Below are 21,629 nucleotides of genomic sequence, written 5' to 3'. Positions count from 1 at the left end.
TATGAAAAACAGTTTTTTAGCGCTATTGATGCTATTTACAGCTACTTGGTCCTACGCCCAGGAACAAACTTATAGTTTTACTCTGGAGGAAGCCATTAATTTCGCCATAGAGAATAATTATGGGGCCATTAATGCAGATAGAGATCTGTTGGATGCCCAAAAACAAAAATGGGAAACCATTGCCACCGGCCTGCCCCAAATAAGTGGTGCCGTTAGCTATCAAAACCAATTAAAGCAGCCTGTCTCCCTGTTACCGGGCGAATTGGCAGGGCAGGAACCGGGAACCTTTATCCCCATAGTCTTTAGTCAGCCACAAACTGCCAGTGCCACTGCCACCCTAAAACAACAAATTTTTGACGGTTCCTATATCGTTGGCATACAAGCTACAAAGGCATTTATTGCCTACAGCAACAACAATAAGGAAAAGACAGAATTGGACGTGCGCAAATCTGTAGTGGAAGCCTACGGCAATGTATTGTTGTCCCAGGAAAGTATCGCCATACTGGAAAAGAACAAGGCCAATTTGGAGAAAAATTTATTTGAAACCCAAAAGCTTTTCGAAAATGGTCTTGGCGATGAGGAAAGCGTAGAGCAATTGCAGATTACCCTATCATCGGTAGAAAATCAATTAAAAAACTCCTTACGCCTTCAGTCCATTACCCTACAGATGTTAAATCTTATAATGGGTCTGGATATAGATGCTCCTACCCAACTAAAGGAAAATCTGTCCGATTTGGCCCAGGCGCAAATTCGCTTGGATCTTTTGGATGAAGATTTGGTCATGGACAACAATATAGATTTTAAAATGGTGGACAACCTAAACCAGCAAAGGGAATTGGAGCTTAAGCTGCAAAAAAGTTTGGCCTTGCCTACCCTGAATGCCTTTATAAATTACGGCAGCACTTCTTATAGTGATAGGTTTAATTTTTTAAACAACGAAGCGGAATGGTTTGATTCCTCCATACTGGGTTTTGACCTTAGTATCCCTATTTTTAGTTCCCTTGGCAGAAGTGCCAAGACCGCGAGGGCAAAAATTGCGCTTGAAAAGGCAAGAACACAGAAATCCGAGACGGAACAAAGTATTCGCCTACAACACCAAACCGCCAAGAGCAATTACCTCTTTTCTATTGAGCAGTACAATACGGCAAGTGAAAATTTGGCCTTGGCCGAACGTATTGAAATGAAAAATGAAATAAAATACTCCGAAGGACTTGCCACCAGTTTTGAGCTGAGGCAGGCTCAAACACAACTCTATGATGCACAGCAGGAATACCTGCAGTCCATGGTAGAGGTAATAAACAATAAAACGACCTTGGAGACGGTACTTAACAGCAAACTATAACATCAACCTAGAAATTATAACTATGAACAAAATTCTTCAAATATTCATATTGGGAACCCTATTGGTTTCTTGTGGAAGCGATAATCAAAAAACTGTAGACGACCTTATATCTGGAGGAGACCTTAACGCACTGCGCACCAAAAAAAGTGAGCTTTTTGAGCAACAAAAGGTATTGGAGTCCGAAATGAAAAAACTGGATTCGGTAATTGGATCAATGAGCGGAAATGAAAACCTTCCCTTAGTTACCACAATTATAGCCGATCCCAAAAAATTTGACCATTTCTTGGACTTACAGGGAGACGTAAAAACCAAACAAAATGTATTGATCTATCCGGAAATGCAAGGTGTCCTGCACAAAGTATATGTTAAGGAGGGACAAGAAGTCACTAAAGGTCAAATCTTGGCCAGTATAGATGACGGCGGTATGGGCAGCCAACTGGAGCAATTAAAAACTCAGGCGCAATTGGCAAAAACTACTTTTGAGCGTCAAAAAAGATTGTGGGAACAAAAGATAGGTTCCGAAATTCAGTATTTACAGGCAAAGACCAACTATGAAGCTTCCGAAAATACGGTTAAACAAATGCAGAGTCAATTGGGCAAGTCCACCATTAGGGCGCCTTTTTCCGGAATTATAGACGATGTTATCAAAGACCAGGGAACAGTGGTTGCTCCCGGTCCAGGATCCGAAGTTTTCCGAATAGTGAACCTCTCGGACATGTACATCGTAGTGGAGGTACCTGAAACCTATTTGGGAAGCATAAAAAATGGCAAGGAAGCCAAAGTATATTTCCCTGTTCTAGGCGATAGTATTATGACCAATATTAGACAAACCGGAAACTTTATTAATCCTGGTAACAGGTCCTTTACTGTAGAAATCCCTGTTCCCAACAAGACAGGCACTATTAAGCCCAACTTGACCGCCAAGGTACAATTGAACGATTACACCAGTGAAAATGCAATTCTTATTCCACAAAGTATCGTTTCCGAAAATGCCGATGGAGAGCAGTATGCCTACGTAGCCGAGGAACTTAACGCCGAAAACGAGGCCATAGTAACCAAGAAAATCATCACCACAGGTAAGACCCAAAATGGTTACGTGGAAGTTCTTTCTGGAATCAGTAGCGGCAATCACATCATTAAAGAAGGCGCCAGAAGCGTAAAGGATGGTCAAAAAGTGAAAGTTTTAAACTAAAAAGTCCATGAGCAAACTACAAAAAAACGCAGACAAAGAATTTAGTTTATCGTCCTGGGCAATAGATAACCCATCGGTTATTTATGTAATGATCGGTATCTTTCTATGGATCGGTTTTTCCTCCTATCTGGCCATGCCAAGAGAAGACTTCCCAGAGATCATAGAGACCAAGATTTATATAAGTACCCCCTATCCCGGAAATACGGCGGAGGATATAGAAAGGTTGATAACAGATCCTTTGGAGGATGAATTAAAGAATATTAGCAATGTGGTGGAAATTATTTCCACCTCACAGGAGGATTATTCCATTATCACGGTTGAGTTCGACGAAGAAATTACCGTAGAAGCGGCAAAACAAAAGGTAAAGGATGAGGTTGATGGTGAAAAAGCTAGTGAAGACTGGCCCACCTTTAACGGAGCCAAGGTAGAGCCCAATGTGTTCGATCTAAATTTTTCTGAAGAAGTTCCTATTATGAACATCAATTTTACCGGGGATTATCCGGTAGAAAAACTAAAGGAGTATGCCGAATACCTGCAGGACGAGATTGAAAATCTCCCGGAAGTAAAGAAGGCCGACATCCGTGGAGCACAGGAAAAAGAAGTGGAGGTTGCGGTAGATGTCTATAAAATGATGGCTGCCAAGGTTAGTTTTGACGATGTAATGCAGGCTATTGGAAATGGAAACATGACCATGTCCGCAGGAAATTTAAAGATAGGTGGCCAACGCCGTACCATACGTATTTTAGGGGAGATAGAAAATCCAAGCCAACTCAACGATTTTGTGGTTAAATCCGAGAATGGGGCCGTTTACCTTAAAGATATTGCCTCTATTTATTTTGATGAAAAGGATAAAACCACCTATGCCAGGGAATTTGGGGAAAGCGTTGTGATGTTGGATGTTAAAAAACGCGCAGGCCAAAATGCCATTTCGGCATCAGATCAAATCAAGGAAATTGTCAAGACCACAAAGGCCAACTATTTCCCTCCCGATCTTCACATTTCCATTGCCAACGATTCTTCCACAAGAACGCTTAACCAGGTAGATGACTTGGTAAACAATATTATTTTCGGAATTATTTTGGTGGTAGGGGTCCTAATGTTCTTCTTAGGGTTCCGCAACGCCCTTTTTGTCGGCTTTGCGATACCCATGTCCATGTTTATGTCCTTTATGATCCTGTCCTGGTTGGGCTACACACTTAATACCATGATTTTATTTGGAATGATCATGGGACTGGGAATGTTGGTAGATAATGGTATTGTAGTGGTAGAAAACGTGTATCGTCTAATGGATGAGGGAATGCCGCGAATTGAAGCCGCGAAAAAAGGAATTGGTGAAATTGCCTTTCCTATTATTATTTCCACGGCCACCACTGTCGCAGCCTTTGTTCCGCTAGGTCTATGGCCTGGGATATTTGGACAGTTTATGATCTATTTTCCAATTACCTTGTCGGTAGTATTGGGATCCTCTCTGTTTGTAGCCATATTTATGAACTCCATGTTGGTTTCCAATTTTATGGATACGGATGAAAAAGAACTGACCAGAAAACAGCTGATTCGCATAAGCATTGTTATGGGCGGTCTTGGGCTATTGATACTGTTGTTCGGTGGGGCAATGAGAGGACTTGGCTCTGTAATGATCTTAACGGCGGCTATGTTTTGGATTTACAAATATGTATTGAAAAAATGGGCCCTTCGCTTTCAAAAAAATACGATGACCCGTTTTGAAAACTGGTACGAAAAAAGACTTGTACATGCCTTAAGGGGGAAAAATGTATACTGGTATTTTGGAATAACAGCAATGCTACTGGTTGTTGTGTTTATGCTGTTCGGTATGTCCGTAGGCAGTGGAAGGACCAAAATAGAATTCTTCCCGGACAATATCCCCAATGAAATATATGTCTATATAGAATACCCTGAAGGTACGGCCATAGAAAAGACCAATGAAATTACCCTTGACATAGAAAAAAAGGTCTATGGCATTGTCAATGACGAAACTTATTTCTACAACGGGGACAACTTTATTGTTACCACAGCCGTATCCCAAGTTGGCGAAGGCGCCGGTAACCCATTGGCCGATGGGGGTTCTTCTGCCGAAATGCCCCATAAGGGCAAAATTACTGTCAACTTCAGTGAATTTAAATATAGGCGGGGAGTAAACACGGAGGACATCCGTGCCAAGGTTCAGGCCGGACTAAGCGGTGTTTATCCCGGTGTAGCCATTTCGGTGGAAAAAGAGGCCAATGGCCCTCCGGCTGGTTATCCTATCAACATTGAATTGGAAGGAAAAGATTACGACCAATTGATCAATACCGCGGAAGACATTAGAAACTTCATCAATACCAAAAATATCGCTGGTATAGAAGAAATAAAAATCGACGTAAACAAAAGCAAGCCTTCCATGCAGGTAGCCGTAGACCGTAAGAAGGCAGGTGAACTAGGGGTTTCTGTAGGGCAAGTGGGGAACCAGTTGCGCAGGGCCTTATTTGGTGAAAAAGCCGGGGTTTTTAAGGAAGATGGAGATGATTTCGATATCAATGTCCGATTTAGCGAAGATTTAAGATATAATAAAAGTGCCCTTTTCAACCAAAATATCATTTTTAGGGACCAATCTACGGGCAAAATCAAGGAAATTCCTATTTCTGCCGTGGCCAGCGAAAGAAATACGTCGGCCTTTAGTGCCATTAAGCACAGGGACAATAAACGTGTAGTTACCGTATATTCCGGACTTCAACCTGGTTTTACGGATGCGGCGGCCATTGTTGCCGAGATCCAAAAGGAAATGGAAGAATTTAAAAACCTTCCTGCCGATATTAAAATTGACTATACCGGGCAGATAGAGGAGCAGAACAAACAGATGATGTTCCTTGTAGGCGCATTTTTCACCGGATTGGGCCTTATTATGTTGATATTGATATTTCAGTTTGGCGGTATTTCCAAGCCACTGATCATTATGATTGCCATTTTCCTAAGTTTTATTGGGGTATTTGGAGGTCTAATGATTACAGGTTGGTCTTTTGTCATCATGATGACGATGATGGGAATAATTTCCTTGGCAGGTATCGTGGTGAACAATGGGGTGGTTCTTTTGGACTATACCCAGATTCTTATAGACCGTAGGAAGGTAAAACTAGGCATGGATGACAAAGCCTTATTGACAAGGGAAGATGCAACAGAAGCCATCATTAAGGGAGGAAAAGCCAGGCTTAGACCGGTTCTTCTAACTGCAATTACCACCGTATTGGGATTGATCCCCTTGGCAATAGGATTAAATATCGACTTCTTTGCCTTGTTTTCGGAATTTAACCCGCATATATACGTGGGTGGGGACAACGTGGTATTTTGGGGACCATTGGCCTGGACGGTAATCTTTGGATTGATAGTAGCCACCTTCCTAACGTTGATCATTGTTCCTGTACTATTTAATATTACCTACAGGATGAAAATAGCCCTAAGGGGCATTGGTAAGCCAAAAACTGAGAAAGTTGCAGCGGCCTAGGTTATTTGCAACCAATTCCAAAAGGAGCCTGTTTTAATAAAACAGACTCCTTTTTTTGCACTATACCTGTACTTATTCTATCAATTCCAATATCCTGTTGGAGAAATACCCGGGGTATTATCGGCTCCGGAGCCATTAAGGAAAACTAGGCCTAAGGCAATACCTATACATTGGATTTTGGAAGCAAAATTATAGTCCATACACTTTTCCCTTTTACGAATAATATGCTCGTTAACGTATTCCGGTAAGATCCAAAACAAAAAAACCCGGCGATATACGCCGGGTTTCCAATGCTAAAAAAAAATATTATTTATTCACCGCTAATTGGCCCATACTGTTCCATTCGGTTACATTGGCGATTTTACTGTCAACAAAATCTACTTCTTTTAATTTCTTTGCATCCCAGAAGAACCATTTTCCTGTTTTCTTTCCTTCGGTATATTCACCCATGGCGATTTTCTTCCCATCTTCAGCAAACATCTTCCATTCTCCATGAAGTTTTCCGTTTAAAAATTGACCTTCTTGGGAAACTACTCCATTATCATGATAATAGGTGGCTTTTAACATTTCACCATCTTGTTCAAAAACAGGCTTTATATCTTGTGCGTTGATTACAACTGAAAATATTAGTGCAAAAATTAGTGTTATTCCTTTCATTTTTTTGGGATTTTATGTTTATCTATAATCTCTTAACGAAATAAAGATACATATATTTTACGAAAAATAAACCTTTAGTTAACATTAAATTTACATTGAAACATTAAATACTTGTTTTTTAGAGGTTTACAAAACAAAAAAACTCCCTAAAAAAGGGAGTTTCTGTTTTAATCGATATTTTGATACATTACATCGCCAAATTATTGACCTTCATTCTGTGGGATAGGAAATTGTGTCACCCTATTGTCTCCTGCCCTATCTATTACCAACTCATCCAGCCTATCAAACCTTCTTAAATCTATCCAGCGATGACCCTCTGCAAATAAGGAATATCTCCTTTCATACAAAAGTCTGTCCTCATCCACACTACCTGGAAGGACTGGGCCAAGTCCAGCAGCATTTCTCACCACATTGATAGCCATTTCAGCTTCTCCTGGGTTATCTGTCATATTAGCCTCGGCATATAAAAGAATTAACTCCTCATTTCTGATCATGGCCACAGGGTCCGTGTTGGACTCATAAATATATACATCATGGGTGCCAGGAGTTAAACCCCCAATATTCAGAGGTCCATCTGTTCTTAAAACTGCCTTATCCAACCTATTATCCCCTGCCTCAGCGGAATTAACAAAATCAGGATGCGCTATTCTAGCGTTGGCCCCAGTGGAATTCTTGGCAAAAAATAATTGATTTAATTCATCCGAACCCGCTGCCGAAAATTGGTAATATGCTCCTAGGTACATGTCTCCCGCGAAGTCCATGAAAGAATCATCCAGAGCACTTAATACCAATGAATTATTTCCTTGATAAGCGGCCACCCTTGCTGTCAATGCCCTATTGAATTCCAAATAGGACACACCCAAAGTATTTGGGGATACATCCCCACCTGTTGCCAAATCAGTGGCAGCACTATTTAACAAGCCCAAAATGGTGTTAAGTGCGGCATCATAGCCCTCAAAACCTCCCAAATTATCAGGATCGGCCACATCAGTGCGTATACCATTTTGATATAACATGTTTAACACTGTCAACAGTTCATGAGCTTTTATGGTATTGGCAAATCCCCTAATAGCACTTTTCTCGGCTTCCGAAAAATCAGTTGTAGTGTTCTCCAGTCCTTCCAACAAAAGGTTACATTCCTTTACCACCGCATATCTGGCGGCATATGGGGTTGTAAGATAAAAGGCGTTGTCATCCAATACACCCGTCATAAGATCTCCGGTCCATCTGGGATCGGAACTTTGATGTCTCCAATAATCCCTTCCTACTACAGAAATAACATCTACCTGAGTATTCAATCGATCTCTCATATCGGCTAAAATTCCAGATACCACTTGAGGCAATTCCGGTCTGGAAACTCCGTCCGAAATGGATACTGTTTCTGGTCCATTCAGATCTTTCCCATCTTCAATAGTACAACCAAAAACCAGAAATCCGATCATGGTCATAAATAGAACTTTTATTCTAATTGCGATTTTCATATTATTTTTTTTTAATTATTAAAGTCCAATTGACAAGTGAAACATGAATCGTTTGGACGATGGAAATGGTGCTACCTCAATTCCTATTCCTGCAGCAGTCGATCCAAAATTGGAAACTTCTGGATCATAGCTATTATAATCAAAAATATTGATGATATTGTGTCCGGAAAGTCCAACTTTTACATTGGAAACATTGCCATTAAAAAGTTTCTGGAGCGCATTTTCCGGAAGGTTATAATACAACCCTATCTCCCTTAATTTCAAATAAGATGCATCTTCCACAAAGGGATCGGCAAAACCCCCACCAAATGCACTTTTTCTATAATCTCCATTATTCAAGGTACCTGATGGGTCCAAATTCATCTTATCATAATCGGCACTAGTATTGCCAAAATCCGAGAGCAGCCTACTAAGGTTTACATTATCTCCCCCTTTCTTCCAATGCCAAAAAAACGATAAGGTAAAATCTTTGTATTTGAAATTATTGTTGAAGGACATTTGAAAATCGGGCTCGGCATCTCCTAATGCCACAACGTTACCATTTTCGTCATTACCAACAATCTGTGTGGCACTTTTACCCTCTTCTATCCTAAATGTCCCCAAACCAGTACCAAAACCTTGGGTATCAAAAGACGCCACGGTTAATTCTGTTATTTCGGATCTATTCCTAAACCAAATTATACCGGAATCCCAAGAAAAATTTTCAGAATCAAAAGCATTTACGTTTAAACCTATTTCCGCTCCTTTATTTTCCAGAGCACCGGCATTGGCCCAACGGAAGGTATAACCCGAAGATGGTTCGTTGTCCGCTTGGAGAATAAGGTCTTCCACTTTTTTATTATACCAAGTGAATTCCAAGGTTACCTTGTTGTTAAAAAATCCAGCATCCAGACCTATTTCAAATTCCTTTTGTCTTTCTGGCTGTATAGATGGATCTCCAAGGGTTGCAGGAGTAATAATCCCTACATTACCACTTATTAAAGAGTTGATATACGTTGTAAATAATGCCCCATTGGGAGCAAAGTTACCTGCTTCCCCGTATGCTGCCCTCAATTTCAATTGATTCATTGCCTCAATATTCCAAAAATCGAAGTTGTGAATATTTGCCGCCAATGAAGCTTTTGGATAGTAAAACAACTTATTGGCATCGCCATTGTTGGAAGATTTATCTCCCCTTATACCGAGAGTTCCCACAATTTTATCCTGGTAATTAACTTCTTCCTGAACGAAAAAACCGGCATCTTCCTGCTCCAACCTAAATTGATCTACTTTTACATTGGCCGCTTGATCCACATTTTGCTCAGAAGCTATTAAGCCTGTAGAAGTAACCCTAACTGTATTTTGGGAAAATTGTTCATTGGTGACACCAGCTTGGGTAGTAAAACTAAGTTCATTATCTGTACGGAAATTGTGTACCAAAAAACCCGAAAAGTTCGCATCGGCATTCTGGGTAGTACCGTCAGAGGACAAACCATCCACTCCCCCTACGGCCGGACTCATAAACTGCAATTCCCTTGGAAAAAAAACTGTGGTTTTTAAGGTATAGGTATCAACACCAGCCTTTAAAATCATTTTCAAACTTTGATTTTCATTTCTAAATAAATTAACATCCAAAGCCCCACCTGCTATTAAACGGCTTACAGATTCATTATTTGTCATGACATCACGCGTATGAATTTGATTGGAGGAATTAGCAGGGTGGTCAGGATAATTACCATCCGCATCGGGAAGCAAATAGTCCCAAGGTCTAGTAAACAAAAGGGAAACTCCTATAGTAGTATTGGAGTTGTCATTGTTAAAGAATCCCCTATCAGCACTGGACTTCAAGTAATTTCCGGTCAAGGATAATTTAATATCGTCTGTTATCCTATGGTCAACATTTAACCTAAGCGATTGTTTGGAGGCTCCTGTCCTTTTAACAATTCCATCTTCCTCATTATTGGTAAAACTTCCAAAAAATGAGGTCTTTTCGCCCCCACCTGAAATACTAAGGTTGGTATTGGTGATAAAACCCTTTTCCCCATATATCACCTTCTCATAATCCCTTAGTCTTCCCGCAGATTCAGCAGCAGTATATAAGGCCCCTTCCCCATAAACACTCTCTGCCAAGGCCGCAGTCCAATTTCTTTGTCCAAGCAGGTTTACGGCCTCATTCCACCCTAAAGCTTGAGAAACATTTATTTTTGTTTTACCAGCCTTCCCTTTCTTGGTTGTGATAATAATTACACCGGCCGCTGCCCTAGATCCGTAAATTGCGGAGGCAGAAGCACCCTTAAGAATCTCGATATTTTGAATGTCGTCTGGATTAATATCCGCAATTCTGTTGGATGCATTATCCTGTGAATCCGTAGATGAAGCCCCTCCACCTGCAGCATTGGAAATTTCGTTTAATCCCCCCGCATATACGCTATTATTGTTCACATATACCCCATCTATAATATACAGTGGTTGACCTTGCCCATTAATGGAGGTTACACCTCTTAATTTTACGGACATACCGCCCCCAGGTGCTCCAGATGCAGCTGTAATTTGCGCACCAGCAAATTTCCCGGCCAAGGCACCATCCAAAGTTTGTGGCGGCGTCCTACCCGTTAGCTCCTCTGCAGATACCGAAGCAACAGCATTAGCTGCATTACTTCGTTTTACCGAGGTGGCCAGACCTGTCACAACAACCTCCTCCAAACCAGTTGCAGATTCATCCAAAGCCACATTTAAAGTACTTGGCCCGCTTAACTGCATTTCCTTTGAGGCATACCCCAAGGAGGAAAACACAAGAATGGATGGAAAATTATCGACCGAAAGTTCATAATTACCATCAAAATCCGTAGTAGTCCCCGTAGTGGTTCCTTTAATGACCACATTTACCCCAGGAAGTGGATCTCCGAGACTTGAGTCCGTTACCTTTCCCTTAACAACATCCTGAGCCAATAATAGCAGAGGTGCCATTAAGAAAAATAAGAACATGTTCTTCTTAATTAATTTCTGTTTCATATTATTAAGTTTCGTTAGAATTATATACTAAAATAAATAAGTTATGTTAATATTCTCTAAAATAATTTAGAATATGATAAAATTTTGTAATCAAAATTTTCAATTTCTCAATTGAGGATATTTTTTTCAGCTTACCCTATTACTTCTTACATTTGCCTTTTCTTAGATGATATAAAAAATGTATAGAAGTCATAATTGCGGTGAATTGCGGGAAACCCATCAACAGACACAAGTAACCTTGTCAGGATGGGTACAAACAGTAAGGGACAAAGGTTTTGTGGTATGGGCCGATCTTCGGGATCGATATGGTATTACCCAGCTCATTTTTGATGAGGAACGTTCTTCCAAAGAAATTATGGAAGTCGCAAAATCCTTGGGTCGCGAATTTGTGATACAGGTCAAAGGAACCGTAATTGAAAGAACTTCAAAAAACCCAAACATACCTACTGGAAATGTGGAAGTACTGGTCTCTGAGATCAAAATACTTAACAAATCCCTGGTGCCGCCTTTCACCATAGAAGACCAGACAGATGGGGGCGAAGATATCCGCATGAAATTCCGATATCTGGACATCCGTAGAAATCCTGTAAAGAACAACCTCATTTTTCGGCATAAAGTAGCCATTGAGGTTAGAAAATATCTCTCAGACCAAGGTTTTATTGAAGTGGAAACCCCTTATTTGATAAAATCTACCCCAGAGGGCGCCCGCGATTTTGTGGTTCCCAGCAGAATGAACGAAGGCCAGTTCTATGCCCTGCCACAATCTCCCCAAACATTTAAACAATTATTGATGGTTGGGGGAATGGACAAGTACTTCCAGATCGTTAAATGCTTTAGGGACGAAGACCTTAGGGCAGACCGGCAACCGGAATTTACACAAATCGACTGTGAGATGGCCTTTGTGGAACAGGAAGATATTTTAAATGTTTTTGAGGGACTGACCAGACATTTGTTACAAGAAATAAAAGGTGTCTCTATTGACAAGTTCCCAAGAATGACTTATGATGACGCCATGAAAAAATATGGCAACGATAAACCGGATATCCGCTTTGGAATGGAATTCGGCGAACTTAACGCCCTTGCCCAACATAAGGACTTTGCAATATTTAACGAGGCCGAATTGGTGGTGGGTATTGCAATCCCCGGGGGAGCGGCCTATACCCGAAAGGAAATTGACGCACTGGTAGACTGGGTAAGAAGACCTCAAATAGGGGCCAAAGGAATGGTCTATGCCAAATATAACAACGACGGCTCCTTCAAATCTTCGGTAGACAAATTTTACGATCAGGAAGATTTAGCTAAATGGGCAGAAGCCACCGGAGCAAAGGCGGGGGACCTAATTTGCGTACTATCGGGAGACACCAATAAAACAAGGACACAGTTAAGCGCACTTAGAATGGAAATTGCCCAACGTTTAGGGCTACGCAAAAAGGATGAGTTTGCTCCTCTCTGGGTAATAGATTTTCCATTATTGGAACTGGACGAGGAGACTGGCCACTACCATGCCATGCACCATCCGTTTACCTCTCCCAAACCTGGACAATTGGAGTTGTTGGATACCGATCCGGGAGCTGTAAAGGCCAATGCCTATGATCTGGTGTTGAATGGCAACGAAATTGGCGGTGGATCCATACGTATTCACGATAAGCAGATCCAGGCCACCATGTTTAGACATCTTGGTTTTAGTCCTGAGGAAGCCAAGGCACAATTTGGGTTTTTAATGGATGCCTTTCAATATGGGGCACCACCACATGGGGGATTGGCATTTGGATTGGACAGGTTGGTGGCCATTTTGGGCGGACAGGAAACTATTCGCGATTTTATAGCTTTTCCAAAAAATAATAGTGGCCGCGATGTCATGATCGATGCCCCTGCCCCGATTGACGGTTTGCAGTTGAAGGAACTGCACCTAAAATTGGATTTATAATCATATCTTTAAAATCCTGCTAGTCCAGTACCTGGCAGGATTTTTTCAAAATCATGGCAGCACTAAAAAAATCTTGGCTTACCAACTTTTTGGTTTGGCGCGCAAAACATATTTCCCAAAGGCAATTTATTTACCTGCTCAGTGTTTTGGTTGGGTTTACCTCTGGGATAGCAGCCGTTATACTTAAAAATTTAACCCACTTTTTTCAACATTTATTGGAAGGCAATTTGGTGAGGTATTACCACCAGGCCTTTTACTTCGTTTTCCCTATTATAGGATTTACCACTGTTTACCTGATTATTAAATATATAATCCGGCACAAGGTGAGCCACGGCATACCATCCACCCTTTTTGCGATTTCCAAAAAAAAGGGAATCATGCGGAAATATCAGATGTTTGGATCCATACTTACAGCACCAATAACTGTTGGTTTTGGAGGTTCGGTTGGATTGGAGGGTCCCACTGTGGCTACGGGAGCGGCAATAAGCTCCAATATTTCACGGATGTTCCACGTAAACCAGACCACAAGGAACTTACTCATAGGTTGTGCGGCAGCCGGAGCCATGTCCTCCATATTTAAAGCCCCTATTGCCGCCATTATTTTTGCTATTGAGGTATTTAGCCTGGATCTGACCATCGCCTCCATGTTGCCCTTGCTCTTAGCGTCACTTTCGGGAATTATAACCTCCTATTTTTTCTTCGGGAACGATATTCTTTTACCCTTTAAACTTGAAGATGACTTTATAATGTCCGACATTCCCTTTTACCTAGTTCTTGGGTTATTTGCGGGCTTAACTTCCATATATTTTACAGAAGTATATGAACGGGTCCAAAAGCTATTTGACAAAATAGATTCCCCCGTAAAAAGGTTGCTCTATGGAGGAATTGCCATTGGAATATTAATATATCTGGTCCCTCCTTTATATGGGGAAGGTTTTGATGTTATCAACAACCTCATCAAGGGCAACCCTGAAAAGGTATTGGAAAATAACATTTTTCAATTGGACCTAACAAATGCCTGGTTGGTAATAGGATTACTTGCAGGATTGGTCTTTTTTAAAATTATTGCCTGTGCCCTAACTTTTGGAGCCGGGGGCGTTGGGGGTATCTTTGCCCCTACACTATTTATGGGAAGTATAATGGGCAATTGCATTGCCAAAGCAATTAACAGTGTTGGAATCTTCCCAAACCAAATTTCTGAAAGTAATTTTACACTAGTGGGAATGGCCGGTCTAATGGCCGGGGTACTCCACGCCCCACTTACGGCAATATTCCTTATAGCGGAGGTTACAGGGGGGTATGAATTGTTTATTCCGTTAATGATAACCTCAGCAATCTCCTTTTCCATAACCAAATACGTACACTCACACTCTGTCTACAACATGGAATTGGGTAGAAAGGGAGAATTAATTACACATGATAAGGACCATGCCGTTTTGACTTTGATGGATATAGACAAGGTTATTGAGGATAGTTTTGTGCCTATATACCCTGAGATGAACCTAGGGGATATTGTACACCAAGCGGTGGTAAAATCCAATAGAAATATATTTCCTGTAATTGATAAGGAAGACAATACACTATTGGGGATTATTTTATTGGATGACATACGCCCCATTATGTTCGATCAGAAATTGTACAAAGAAGTGATGGCGGCCGACATAATGAACACCCCCCCTGAAATTATTGAATTGGACAAGGATAAAATGACGGATATTATGGAGAAATTTCAAAATAGTGGTGCTTGGAACCTGCCCGTTATTAAGGATGAAAAGTATGTTGGTTTTATCTCCAAATCCAAGCTCTTGACCGCTTACAGAAGAAAATTAATAAATTTAACCTCATAAACCCTGCTTAGAAATGAAGTATATTATTTCTTTAATTCTATTGGCTTCCTTAGCTTCCATCATTTATGGCTTTAGCATTAGTGAAGAAAACTTGGCCTTATCCAATAAATGCATAGGTTTTGGTACAGTCGGCATATTTTTGGTCGCCATGCCCCTCTTTCTTATCAAGGTGAGCAAAGGCAAAAAAATGAAGGATTATATGCTCACCGAGGAAAACATTAGAAAAATGCAGGGAAAGGAAAAGGAAACCAAGGACAAGCAGTAATTTTGATATTTTTTTAAATTGATTATATCCAATTTTGACCAAAAAAACATAAATTAGTAATCTAAACGATTATTATTTTAATTTCATTGGAATGACTGGAACTGTAAAATTTTTTAATGAATCCAAGGGATATGGCTTCATTACCAACGATGACACGGGTAAGGACATTTTTGTTCATGCTACTGCATTAAACGGAACTGAACTTAACGAAGGAGACAAAGTAGAATATCAGGAAGAAGAAGGGCGCAAGGGTATAGTTGCTGCAAAAGTGCAAGTAATTGGCTAATACTATTTTATTTTGAAAAAATTGTAAACCCTTGGTATCCGCTAGGGGTTTTTGTTTTTGACCAACCTATCAATTCCTTAACTATCTTACCAAAACCATTACAAAACCATCGGCTCCATTGCCCATTGTAGTGCTATTTTGGTCCAGCACCAATTGTGATTTGTCAATCACAATCTCCCCAATCTCCTTGTCATTAACCTCCAAATAGAATTGGTCTTTCTCCTGTAAAACGGAATAAGTGTAGGTCCCTGTTGGCAAGCCATTGTGTATTGCGTTGGACCCGTCATTATTGGCAACGATCAATGTCCCATCTTTGGTGTCGAATTTCCAAACAATTGCCCCTTTTTCAAAATCTTCATCAATCCCAGCGAAACCGCCACTAACATTGATCAGGCTCCAAGTTCCACCAAGCTTGTCGTTCTTTTCATGTGCATTATCCGTGGAACATCCAGTAAAGACAAAAATCAAACCCAAGAAGAGCATTAATCCATATGCTTTCATATTACCCAAGATTGTTGAACTAAAAATTAGATGCAAAAGCCATTAATAAGTTGCGTACTTGGTAAATGCAAATGATTGCTTTCTAATTTAAATTGCGCTTCTGAATAAAGAAGCGTTTTAAAATTTCCGATGCTTCCTCCTCCATTACCCCGTTCACCAATTCGGTTTTGGGATGTATTTTGGTTCCCATGGTTACAAAGCCCCTATCCATATCCTTTGCTGCATAGACAATTTTGGAAATTTGGCTCCAATACAGAGCACCTGCACACATTTGACAAGGCTCCAGGGTTACATATAGGGTGCAATTGTGAAGATATTTGCCCCCCAAAAAATTGGCTGCTGCCGTAATGGCCTGCATCTCGGCATGTGCCGTAACATCGTTTAAACGCTCGGTTAAATTATGTGCCCTGGCAATGATCCTGTTCTCAACAACAATAACGGCCCCAACAGGCACCTCACCTATTTCAAAAGCAGCTTCTGCCTCTTGTAAGGCCTTTTTCATAAAATAGTTGTCGTCAAACGGGTTTATCATACCTAACAATTAAGGCACAATAGTAAACAATATTGGCGAAGGTTCAAAAAAAATACCATTTGATTAAAATATCATGAAAAACCGCCAATCCTATACTATAAAACATGCCATTCAATATTTAAATACATTAGTTTTGCGTAACTTTTTTAGTATGCCCAAGGGAATTCTTCAACATATTAGCGACCCTAAGGATATTCGAACCTTGGAAATAGTCGATTTAATACAACTTGCCCAAGAATTAAGGGAGTTTATTATAGACATCGTTGCCACCAAAGAAGGACATTTGGGAGCGAGTCTAGGCGTTGTAGAACTAACCATCGCCCTTCACTATGTTTTTAACACTCCAAAAGACAAACTAATATGGGATGTTGGCCATCAGGCTTATGGCCATAAAATACTAACAGGACGCAGGGAAATATTCAACACCAATAGGCAATTGGGAGGAATAAGCGGATTTCCGAAACGCTCAGAAAGCCTATATGACGACTTTGGCACCGGACATAGTTCAACCTCCATTTCGGCAATCCTGGGAATGGCCTTGGCCTCACAAATAAAGGGTATAAAGAATATGCAGCACATTGCTGTAATAGGTGATGCTTCCATTGCTAGTGGTATGGCTTTTGAAGGGCTTAATCATGCAGGGGACACCAATGCCAATATCCTTATTATCCTAAATGACAACGCCATAGGGATTGATCCCAGTGTAGGGGCCTTGAAAAAATACCTTACCAATGTTAAAAAAGGTACTGCCAAAGACGAAAACATATTTGAATGTCTAAATTTTAACTATTCAGGCCCCATGGATGGGCACGATCTGGCGGCCTTGATCAAGGAACTAAAGAGACTAAAGGAAATTGAAGGACCCAAATTGCTCCATATCATAACCACTAAGGGCAAAGGGCTCCAAAAAGCCGAGGAGAATCAAGTTGTATATCACGCTCCCGGAAAATTTAATAAGGAAACGGGCGACCTTTGGCCCAAAACCTCTGAAATACAACCTCCAAAATATCAGGATGTATTTGGGCACACCCTCGTGGAATTGGCCGAAAACAATGAAAAAATAGTGGGAATAACTCCAGCAATGCCTACCGGAAGCTCACTAAAATACATGATGGAACAACTCCCCGAAAGGGCATTTGATGTGGGCATTGCAGAGCAACATGCAGTAACCATGGCCGGTGGAATGGCTGCAGAAGGCCTGGTCCCATTTTGCAATATCTACTCTACCTTTTTACAACGTGCCTATGACCAGATCATTCATGATGTGGCACTGCAGAATCTTCCGGTTATTTTCTGTTTGGATCGTGCAGGCCTGGTAGGGCAGGACGGTGCCACCCATCACGGAATATATGATATGGCATATTTAAGGTGTATTCCAAATCTCATTATTTTTGCACCTTTAAACGAAATTGAACTAAGGAATATAATGTTCACTGCACAACTAGGCTTAGAGCATCCCATTGCCATAAGATACCCTAGAGGGAGAGGCGTGACATTGGATTGGAAACAAAAATTCAATAAAATTCCGATTGGAATATCCCAAGAATTAAAAAAAGGAACGAAAATTGCGGTACTTTCGATCGGTCATATTGGGAATATGGTTAGTGATTTACTAAAGGACGTGAATGAAAGGGGCCAAATTGGCCATTACAATATGCGTTTTGTAAAACCTTTGGACACCCTTATGTTACAGAAAATATTCTTGACCTATGAAAGCGTCATTACCATTGAGGATGGCTGTAAAATGGGGGGATTTGGAAGTGCAATTTTGGAATATGCCAACGAGATCCATAGTTTTGTCCCAATAAAAATTTTTGGAATTGAAGATGTTTTTATAGAGCAGGGAACCGTTGAAGAACTCCATAAAATATCTAAAATAGACATATCGACCTTAAAAAATTATATTAACAACCTTTTGAATATTGATTAGCATGTACGGTAAAATTTTCATTATTGTCCTTCTGTTCCTAAATTTTAATTTTTTATTCTCACAAGATACCATTCCTGCTCCACAATCCCCGGATTCCACCCAGGTAGATTCGATGCGTGTTGATTCCATGCGCATAGACACCATAGTAATACGGACCTTGCAGGACAAAATAAAGTACATTCCACGGGGGGCGGACCTGACCAATCCAGTTGTTTCATTTAAACGCACCAAGCCACTTGAAGAAAAATATAGACGTTTTAGAATTCCATCATTTTGGGAAAAGGAGAATAAACTTGGATTTAATTTTAGCGAGGTAGCTTTTGTAAACTGGAATGCGGGGGTAACAATTCCATTTCAGGACTGGCCAGCGCCAAATTTGTACGAAATTATAAATTTAGATACGTTCAACTAAACAACAATTTGGACATACGATATGGTCTTAATGCCCAAGAAGGCTTTAAATTAAGAAAATCCGATGATGCATTGCGGTTTTCCTCCACCTTTGCGTTTAGAAGGGATACCATAAGTAATTGGTACTATTCCGCCAGCGCAGAATTTAGGACACAATTCTCCAATGGTTACAAATACCCTGATAGGGACAAACCCATTTCCAGATTTATGGCGCCTGGGTATGCCCTATTGGGTGCTGGTACCTCCTATATTCCCGAAGGCAAAAAATTTAACCTGCGTTTAGCCCCGCTTACCTTCAAATCTACCTTTGTGTTAGACCAAACCTTGGCCAACAACGGCGCCTTTGGGGTACAAAGAGCACTGATAGATACCGATGGCAACATCATAAAAGAGGGCGAAAATGTTTATCTGGAGTTTGGTTTTTTGGTGTCCAACACCTGGGAAACCATGGTTTATGAAAATGTGAAATTAAATCACAGGCTGCAATTATACTCGGATTATGTAAAGAATTTTGGAAACATAGATATTGACTGGGAAGTAAACGTGGACCTGACCGTAAACAAATATGTAAAGGCATCCATAGGTACCCATGTCCTATATGACCACGACATTATTTTCGACGAGGTAAAAGCTGCAGACGGTACCATTACAACCCCGGGAAAGCGTAAAGTACAATTTAAACAATTGCTGGGGGTTGGCTTAACATATGATTTTTAAAGCTGTTTCCCCATAATTTTATTATGGATATGTACTGCGGCACTATCCGATAAGCTGGCAACATAGCAGCAGGTATTTAAAAGTATGTCGTATGTAGAACCTTTGGTTTCCCTATAGGCTTCGGGCAAAGTAGAAATCATAAGTCGGTCATAATTGGAACTGTTCCCTTCCTTATTCCTGATCAATGCCGTATTGTATACATCCAAAATGTCCGAGATAATCCTGTACCCTGCTATTTCTTTTTCCAATACTTCTTGTGACCTGTAAATCTTCTGTACACTTAATGTAATAATGTCTTGGATCTGGGCCTTGAACTTGCTTTTATCCATCAAGGAAACCGAAAATTCCCCCTTTAAAATAGCATCCTCATTTTCTATAAAAATAGCAATTGCATCGGATATCAAGGTATTGATCGCCAAAGCCCTTAAATAGCTCAGACGGTCCTCCATATAGACAAGATTATTATATTTTTTAATATTGATACTGTCCTTAACCAACTTTATTAGATATTCCAAGGCATAATCCTCTGAAATAAGCCCTAAATTGATTCCGTCCTCAAAATCGATAATGGTATAACAGATATCATCAGCCGCCTCTACTAGGAAAGTTAGGGGGTGTCTGCAAAAACCAATGTCCTTGCCTTTTCCCCTTGATTCCAGTCCAAGTTCAGTGGCCACCTCCTGAAAAGAAGCCACATCCTGTTGGAAAAACCCAAATTTCTTGTCCGCAATATGTTTGGTCGGTTTTTTGGGCAAGGATTCCTTTGGATACTTCATAAAAGCGCCCAAAGTGGCGTAACTAAGTCGCAATCCACCTTCAACACCCTGGCGGGATTCCGTTAATAATCTATCCATTGGCATTTCCTTCAAAATCTATGATGTCCTGATTTCTTTTTGGGTCAACATTGTTTCAAATTGTTTGCCCCTGCCTGTTTTAAAATATTCCCCAATGGCCTTTTCCCCGCTATGCCCAAAAGGTGGGTTGCCTATATCATGTGCCAAGGCCGCGGCGGCTACAATAGCTCCAAAATCATTAAAATGAAAGCCGTGCACTTCGCGCAAATGAGGATGTTTTTCCAGAATTTTCTTCCCTGCTATCCTTCCAAGGCTTCTACCTACCACCGAGACCTCCAAACTATGGGTTAGACGGGTGTGCACAAAATCGGTTTTGGAAAGGGGTATTACCTGAGTCTTGTCCTGTAAGCTCCTAAAGGCTGCAGAAAATATCACCCTGTCGTAATCCACTTCAAAACCCAATCGGGTTTCATCCTGTTCCTTTCTTATTCTTTTGTGGGTATCCCCAGAGCGCTTTAAGGATAAAAGCTGTTCCCAATTCATAGTCTTTATTTAACGGCCGCAAGATACATTTTTAGACATTCAACACATAATAAAACCATCTTCCCTTTAGCCTGCCAAAACCAGAACCCCAATTTTAACGATTAATTAAACTTAAGATTACAATGAATTCAATCCCTATCCCCATCTTAGCGTTTGTCTTAAGACTAAATTGGTTTCATTTAAAATATTAGTTTTTGTCGACTATGTAATTGAAATCTCAAGCTACCTCTGGCCAAGGTAGCTTTTTTCATTTAAAGTAAAATTGTTTATAGATTAACATTAACTTAACATATGTGTTGGTACTTTGCACCCGACAAAAACTAATACATTATGAAAATGAAATGCCCCTAGGGCTTGCATTGTGCTCTATTTTTGTATCTTATTCTCAGGAACCCAATTCCCCCGAATTTGGCAAAGGCCTTTTCAATTTAATAGGAAAGGATAGCACTTGGAGCGCCAAAATTGCCGCAAGGATACAACTTTTAGGTAGTACCACTAAAAAAATTTTAAAAAGATTTTTAACGGGCCTAGACAAAATTGAATTTGGGCTAATTATTAGGGGATGGTGGCTCCCAATACACAAGTGACGCTCCAAGAATATATATTGGATGCCGTGGTCATGTGGAATTTTTATCAAAATTTTGAACTATGGGTAGGTCAGACCAAACTCCCTGGCAACATAGAACGGTTATATCATCAGGAAACCTTCAATTGGTA

General features: G+C 40.5%; 15 protein-coding genes and 2 pseudogenes. 11 read left to right on the top strand and 6 right to left on the bottom strand.

The window, feature by feature from the left end:
* The first annotated feature begins 1 nt into the window (after position 1).
* The 3 genes from U735_RS0100090 to U735_RS0100080 are packed head-to-tail and all read left to right on the top strand — an operon-like array spanning position 2 to position 6,030.
* Positions 2 to 1,342, top strand: coding sequence for a TolC family protein (locus U735_RS0100090; protein WP_031441871.1), 1,341 nt, complete (start codon positions 2 to 4; stop codon positions 1,340 to 1,342).
* 22 nt (positions 1,343 to 1,364) lie between these two features.
* The gene (locus tag U735_RS0100085; RefSeq protein WP_031441870.1) at positions 1,365 to 2,534 is read left to right on the top strand and encodes an efflux RND transporter periplasmic adaptor subunit; all 1,170 of its coding nucleotides are present in this window, start codon (positions 1,365 to 1,367) and stop codon (positions 2,532 to 2,534) included.
* Positions 2,535 to 2,541: 7 nt separating this feature from the next.
* Positions 2,542 to 6,030, top strand: coding sequence for an efflux RND transporter permease subunit (locus U735_RS0100080; protein ID WP_031441869.1), 3,489 nt, complete (start codon positions 2,542 to 2,544; stop codon positions 6,028 to 6,030).
* 306 nt (positions 6,031 to 6,336) lie between these two features.
* Here U735_RS0100080 and U735_RS0100070 read toward each other — a convergent pair whose 3' ends face one another.
* The 3 genes from U735_RS0100070 to U735_RS0100060 all read right to left on the bottom strand — a co-directional run bounded on the left by U735_RS0100070 (position 6,337) and on the right by U735_RS0100060 (position 11,159).
* On the bottom strand, positions 6,337 to 6,687 hold the full coding sequence (locus U735_RS0100070) for a toxin-antitoxin system YwqK family antitoxin (RefSeq protein ID WP_031441868.1): 351 nt from the start codon (positions 6,685 to 6,687) through the stop codon (positions 6,337 to 6,339).
* A gap of 200 nt (positions 6,688 to 6,887) precedes the next feature.
* Positions 6,888 to 8,168: a RagB/SusD family nutrient uptake outer membrane protein gene (locus tag U735_RS0100065; RefSeq protein ID WP_031441867.1), complete on the bottom strand. Its 1,281-nt coding sequence runs from the start codon at positions 8,166 to 8,168 to the stop codon at positions 6,888 to 6,890.
* Between the two features lie 18 nt (positions 8,169 to 8,186).
* Positions 8,187 to 11,159 carry a SusC/RagA family TonB-linked outer membrane protein gene (locus tag U735_RS0100060; protein ID WP_031441866.1) on the bottom strand — a complete coding sequence of 991 codons (2,973 nt, stop codon included), beginning with the start codon at positions 11,157 to 11,159 and terminating at the stop codon, positions 8,187 to 8,189.
* Positions 11,160 to 11,337: 178 nt separating this feature from the next.
* Between U735_RS0100060 and aspS the strand changes: the two genes are divergently transcribed.
* The 4 genes from aspS (at position 11,338) to U735_RS0100040 (ending at position 15,484) form a co-directional block, all read left to right on the top strand.
* Positions 11,338 to 13,086, top strand: coding sequence for an aspartate--tRNA ligase (gene aspS / locus U735_RS0100055; protein ID WP_031441865.1), 1,749 nt, complete (start codon positions 11,338 to 11,340; stop codon positions 13,084 to 13,086).
* A 53-nt stretch (positions 13,087 to 13,139) separates the two neighbouring features.
* Complete coding sequence (locus U735_RS0100050) at positions 13,140 to 14,933, top strand: chloride channel protein (protein ID WP_031441864.1); 1,794 nt, start codon at positions 13,140 to 13,142, stop codon at positions 14,931 to 14,933.
* Between the two features lie 13 nt (positions 14,934 to 14,946).
* Positions 14,947 to 15,198: a hypothetical protein gene (locus U735_RS0100045; RefSeq protein WP_031441863.1), complete on the top strand. Its 252-nt coding sequence runs from the start codon at positions 14,947 to 14,949 to the stop codon at positions 15,196 to 15,198.
* Positions 15,199 to 15,289: 91 nt separating this feature from the next.
* Positions 15,290 to 15,484: a cold-shock protein gene (locus U735_RS0100040; RefSeq protein WP_031441862.1), complete on the top strand. Its 195-nt coding sequence runs from the start codon at positions 15,290 to 15,292 to the stop codon at positions 15,482 to 15,484.
* Positions 15,485 to 15,565: 81 nt separating this feature from the next.
* Here the strand turns inward: U735_RS0100040 and U735_RS0100035 are convergent, their stop codons facing one another.
* Positions 15,566 to 15,985 (bottom strand): hypothetical protein, encoded by a 420-nt coding sequence (locus U735_RS0100035; RefSeq protein ID WP_031441861.1) that lies wholly within the window; start codon positions 15,983 to 15,985, stop codon positions 15,566 to 15,568.
* Between the two features lie 82 nt (positions 15,986 to 16,067).
* Complete coding sequence (locus tag U735_RS0100030; RefSeq protein WP_031441860.1) at positions 16,068 to 16,517, bottom strand: nucleoside deaminase; 450 nt, start codon at positions 16,515 to 16,517, stop codon at positions 16,068 to 16,070.
* Positions 16,518 to 16,668: 151 nt separating this feature from the next.
* On the opposite strand from U735_RS0100030, the gene U735_RS0100025 reads away from it, so the two are divergent.
* The 3 genes from U735_RS0100025 to U735_RS24315 are packed head-to-tail and all read left to right on the top strand — an operon-like array spanning position 16,669 to position 19,575.
* On the top strand, positions 16,669 to 18,447 hold the full coding sequence (locus tag U735_RS0100025) for a 1-deoxy-D-xylulose-5-phosphate synthase (protein WP_031441859.1): 1,779 nt from the start codon (positions 16,669 to 16,671) through the stop codon (positions 18,445 to 18,447).
* A gap of 1 nt (position 18,448) precedes the next feature.
* Entirely contained in the window at positions 18,449 to 18,859 is a 411-nt protein-coding gene (locus tag U735_RS25850; protein ID WP_232233134.1) for a hypothetical protein, read from the top strand.
* Positions 18,775 to 19,575: a DUF3078 domain-containing protein gene (locus U735_RS24315; protein WP_316933008.1), complete on the top strand. Its 801-nt coding sequence runs from the start codon at positions 18,775 to 18,777 to the stop codon at positions 19,573 to 19,575. Before U735_RS25850 ends, U735_RS24315 begins: the two co-directional genes overlap by 85 nt.
* Here U735_RS24315 and dgt read toward each other — a convergent pair.
* Positions 19,572 to 20,912: pseudogene (gene dgt / locus U735_RS24310) on the bottom strand (dGTP triphosphohydrolase). The gene U735_RS24315 and the pseudogene dgt sit on opposite strands and share 4 nt — an antisense overlap.
* A 341-nt stretch (positions 20,913 to 21,253) precedes the next feature.
* Between dgt and U735_RS26170 the strand changes: the two are divergent.
* Positions 21,254 to 21,629 (top strand): annotated as a pseudogene (locus U735_RS26170) (porin); the annotation flags it as partial.

This window comes from Arenibacter algicola (assembly GCF_000733925.1).
Classification (GTDB): Bacteria; Bacteroidota; Bacteroidia; order Flavobacteriales; family Flavobacteriaceae; genus Arenibacter; species Arenibacter algicola.
This window is presented reverse-complemented; position numbering and strand designations above follow the sequence as displayed.

Excerpts from the sequence above, each read along its gene's own strand:
- U735_RS0100080 (WP_031441869.1), top strand. The coding sequence starts at position 2,542 with ATGAGCAAACTACAAAAAAACGCAGACAAAGAATTTAGTTTATCGTCC.
- U735_RS0100035 (WP_031441861.1), bottom strand. The coding sequence starts at position 15,985 with ATGAAAGCATATGGATTAATGCTCTTCTTGGGTTTGATTTTTGTCTTT.
- U735_RS0100030 (WP_031441860.1), bottom strand. The coding sequence starts at position 16,517 with ATGATAAACCCGTTTGACGACAACTATTTTATGAAAAAGGCCTTACAA.
- U735_RS0100045 (WP_031441863.1), top strand. The coding sequence starts at position 14,947 with ATGAAGTATATTATTTCTTTAATTCTATTGGCTTCCTTAGCTTCCATC.
- U735_RS0100050 (WP_031441864.1), top strand. The coding sequence starts at position 13,140 with ATGGCAGCACTAAAAAAATCTTGGCTTACCAACTTTTTGGTTTGGCGC.
- U735_RS0100070 (WP_031441868.1), bottom strand. The coding sequence starts at position 6,687 with ATGAAAGGAATAACACTAATTTTTGCACTAATATTTTCAGTTGTAATC.
- U735_RS0100040 (WP_031441862.1), top strand. The coding sequence starts at position 15,290 with ATGACTGGAACTGTAAAATTTTTTAATGAATCCAAGGGATATGGCTTC.
- U735_RS0100085 (WP_031441870.1), top strand. The coding sequence starts at position 1,365 with ATGAACAAAATTCTTCAAATATTCATATTGGGAACCCTATTGGTTTCT.
- aspS (WP_031441865.1), top strand. The coding sequence starts at position 11,338 with ATGTATAGAAGTCATAATTGCGGTGAATTGCGGGAAACCCATCAACAG.
- U735_RS0100065 (WP_031441867.1), bottom strand. The coding sequence starts at position 8,168 with ATGAAAATCGCAATTAGAATAAAAGTTCTATTTATGACCATGATCGGA.
- U735_RS25850 (WP_232233134.1), top strand. The coding sequence starts at position 18,449 with ATGTACGGTAAAATTTTCATTATTGTCCTTCTGTTCCTAAATTTTAAT.
- U735_RS0100025 (WP_031441859.1), top strand. The coding sequence starts at position 16,669 with ATGCCCAAGGGAATTCTTCAACATATTAGCGACCCTAAGGATATTCGA.
- U735_RS0100090 (WP_031441871.1), top strand. The coding sequence starts at position 2 with ATGAAAAACAGTTTTTTAGCGCTATTGATGCTATTTACAGCTACTTGG.
- U735_RS0100060 (WP_031441866.1), bottom strand. The coding sequence starts at position 11,159 with ATGAAACAGAAATTAATTAAGAAGAACATGTTCTTATTTTTCTTAATG.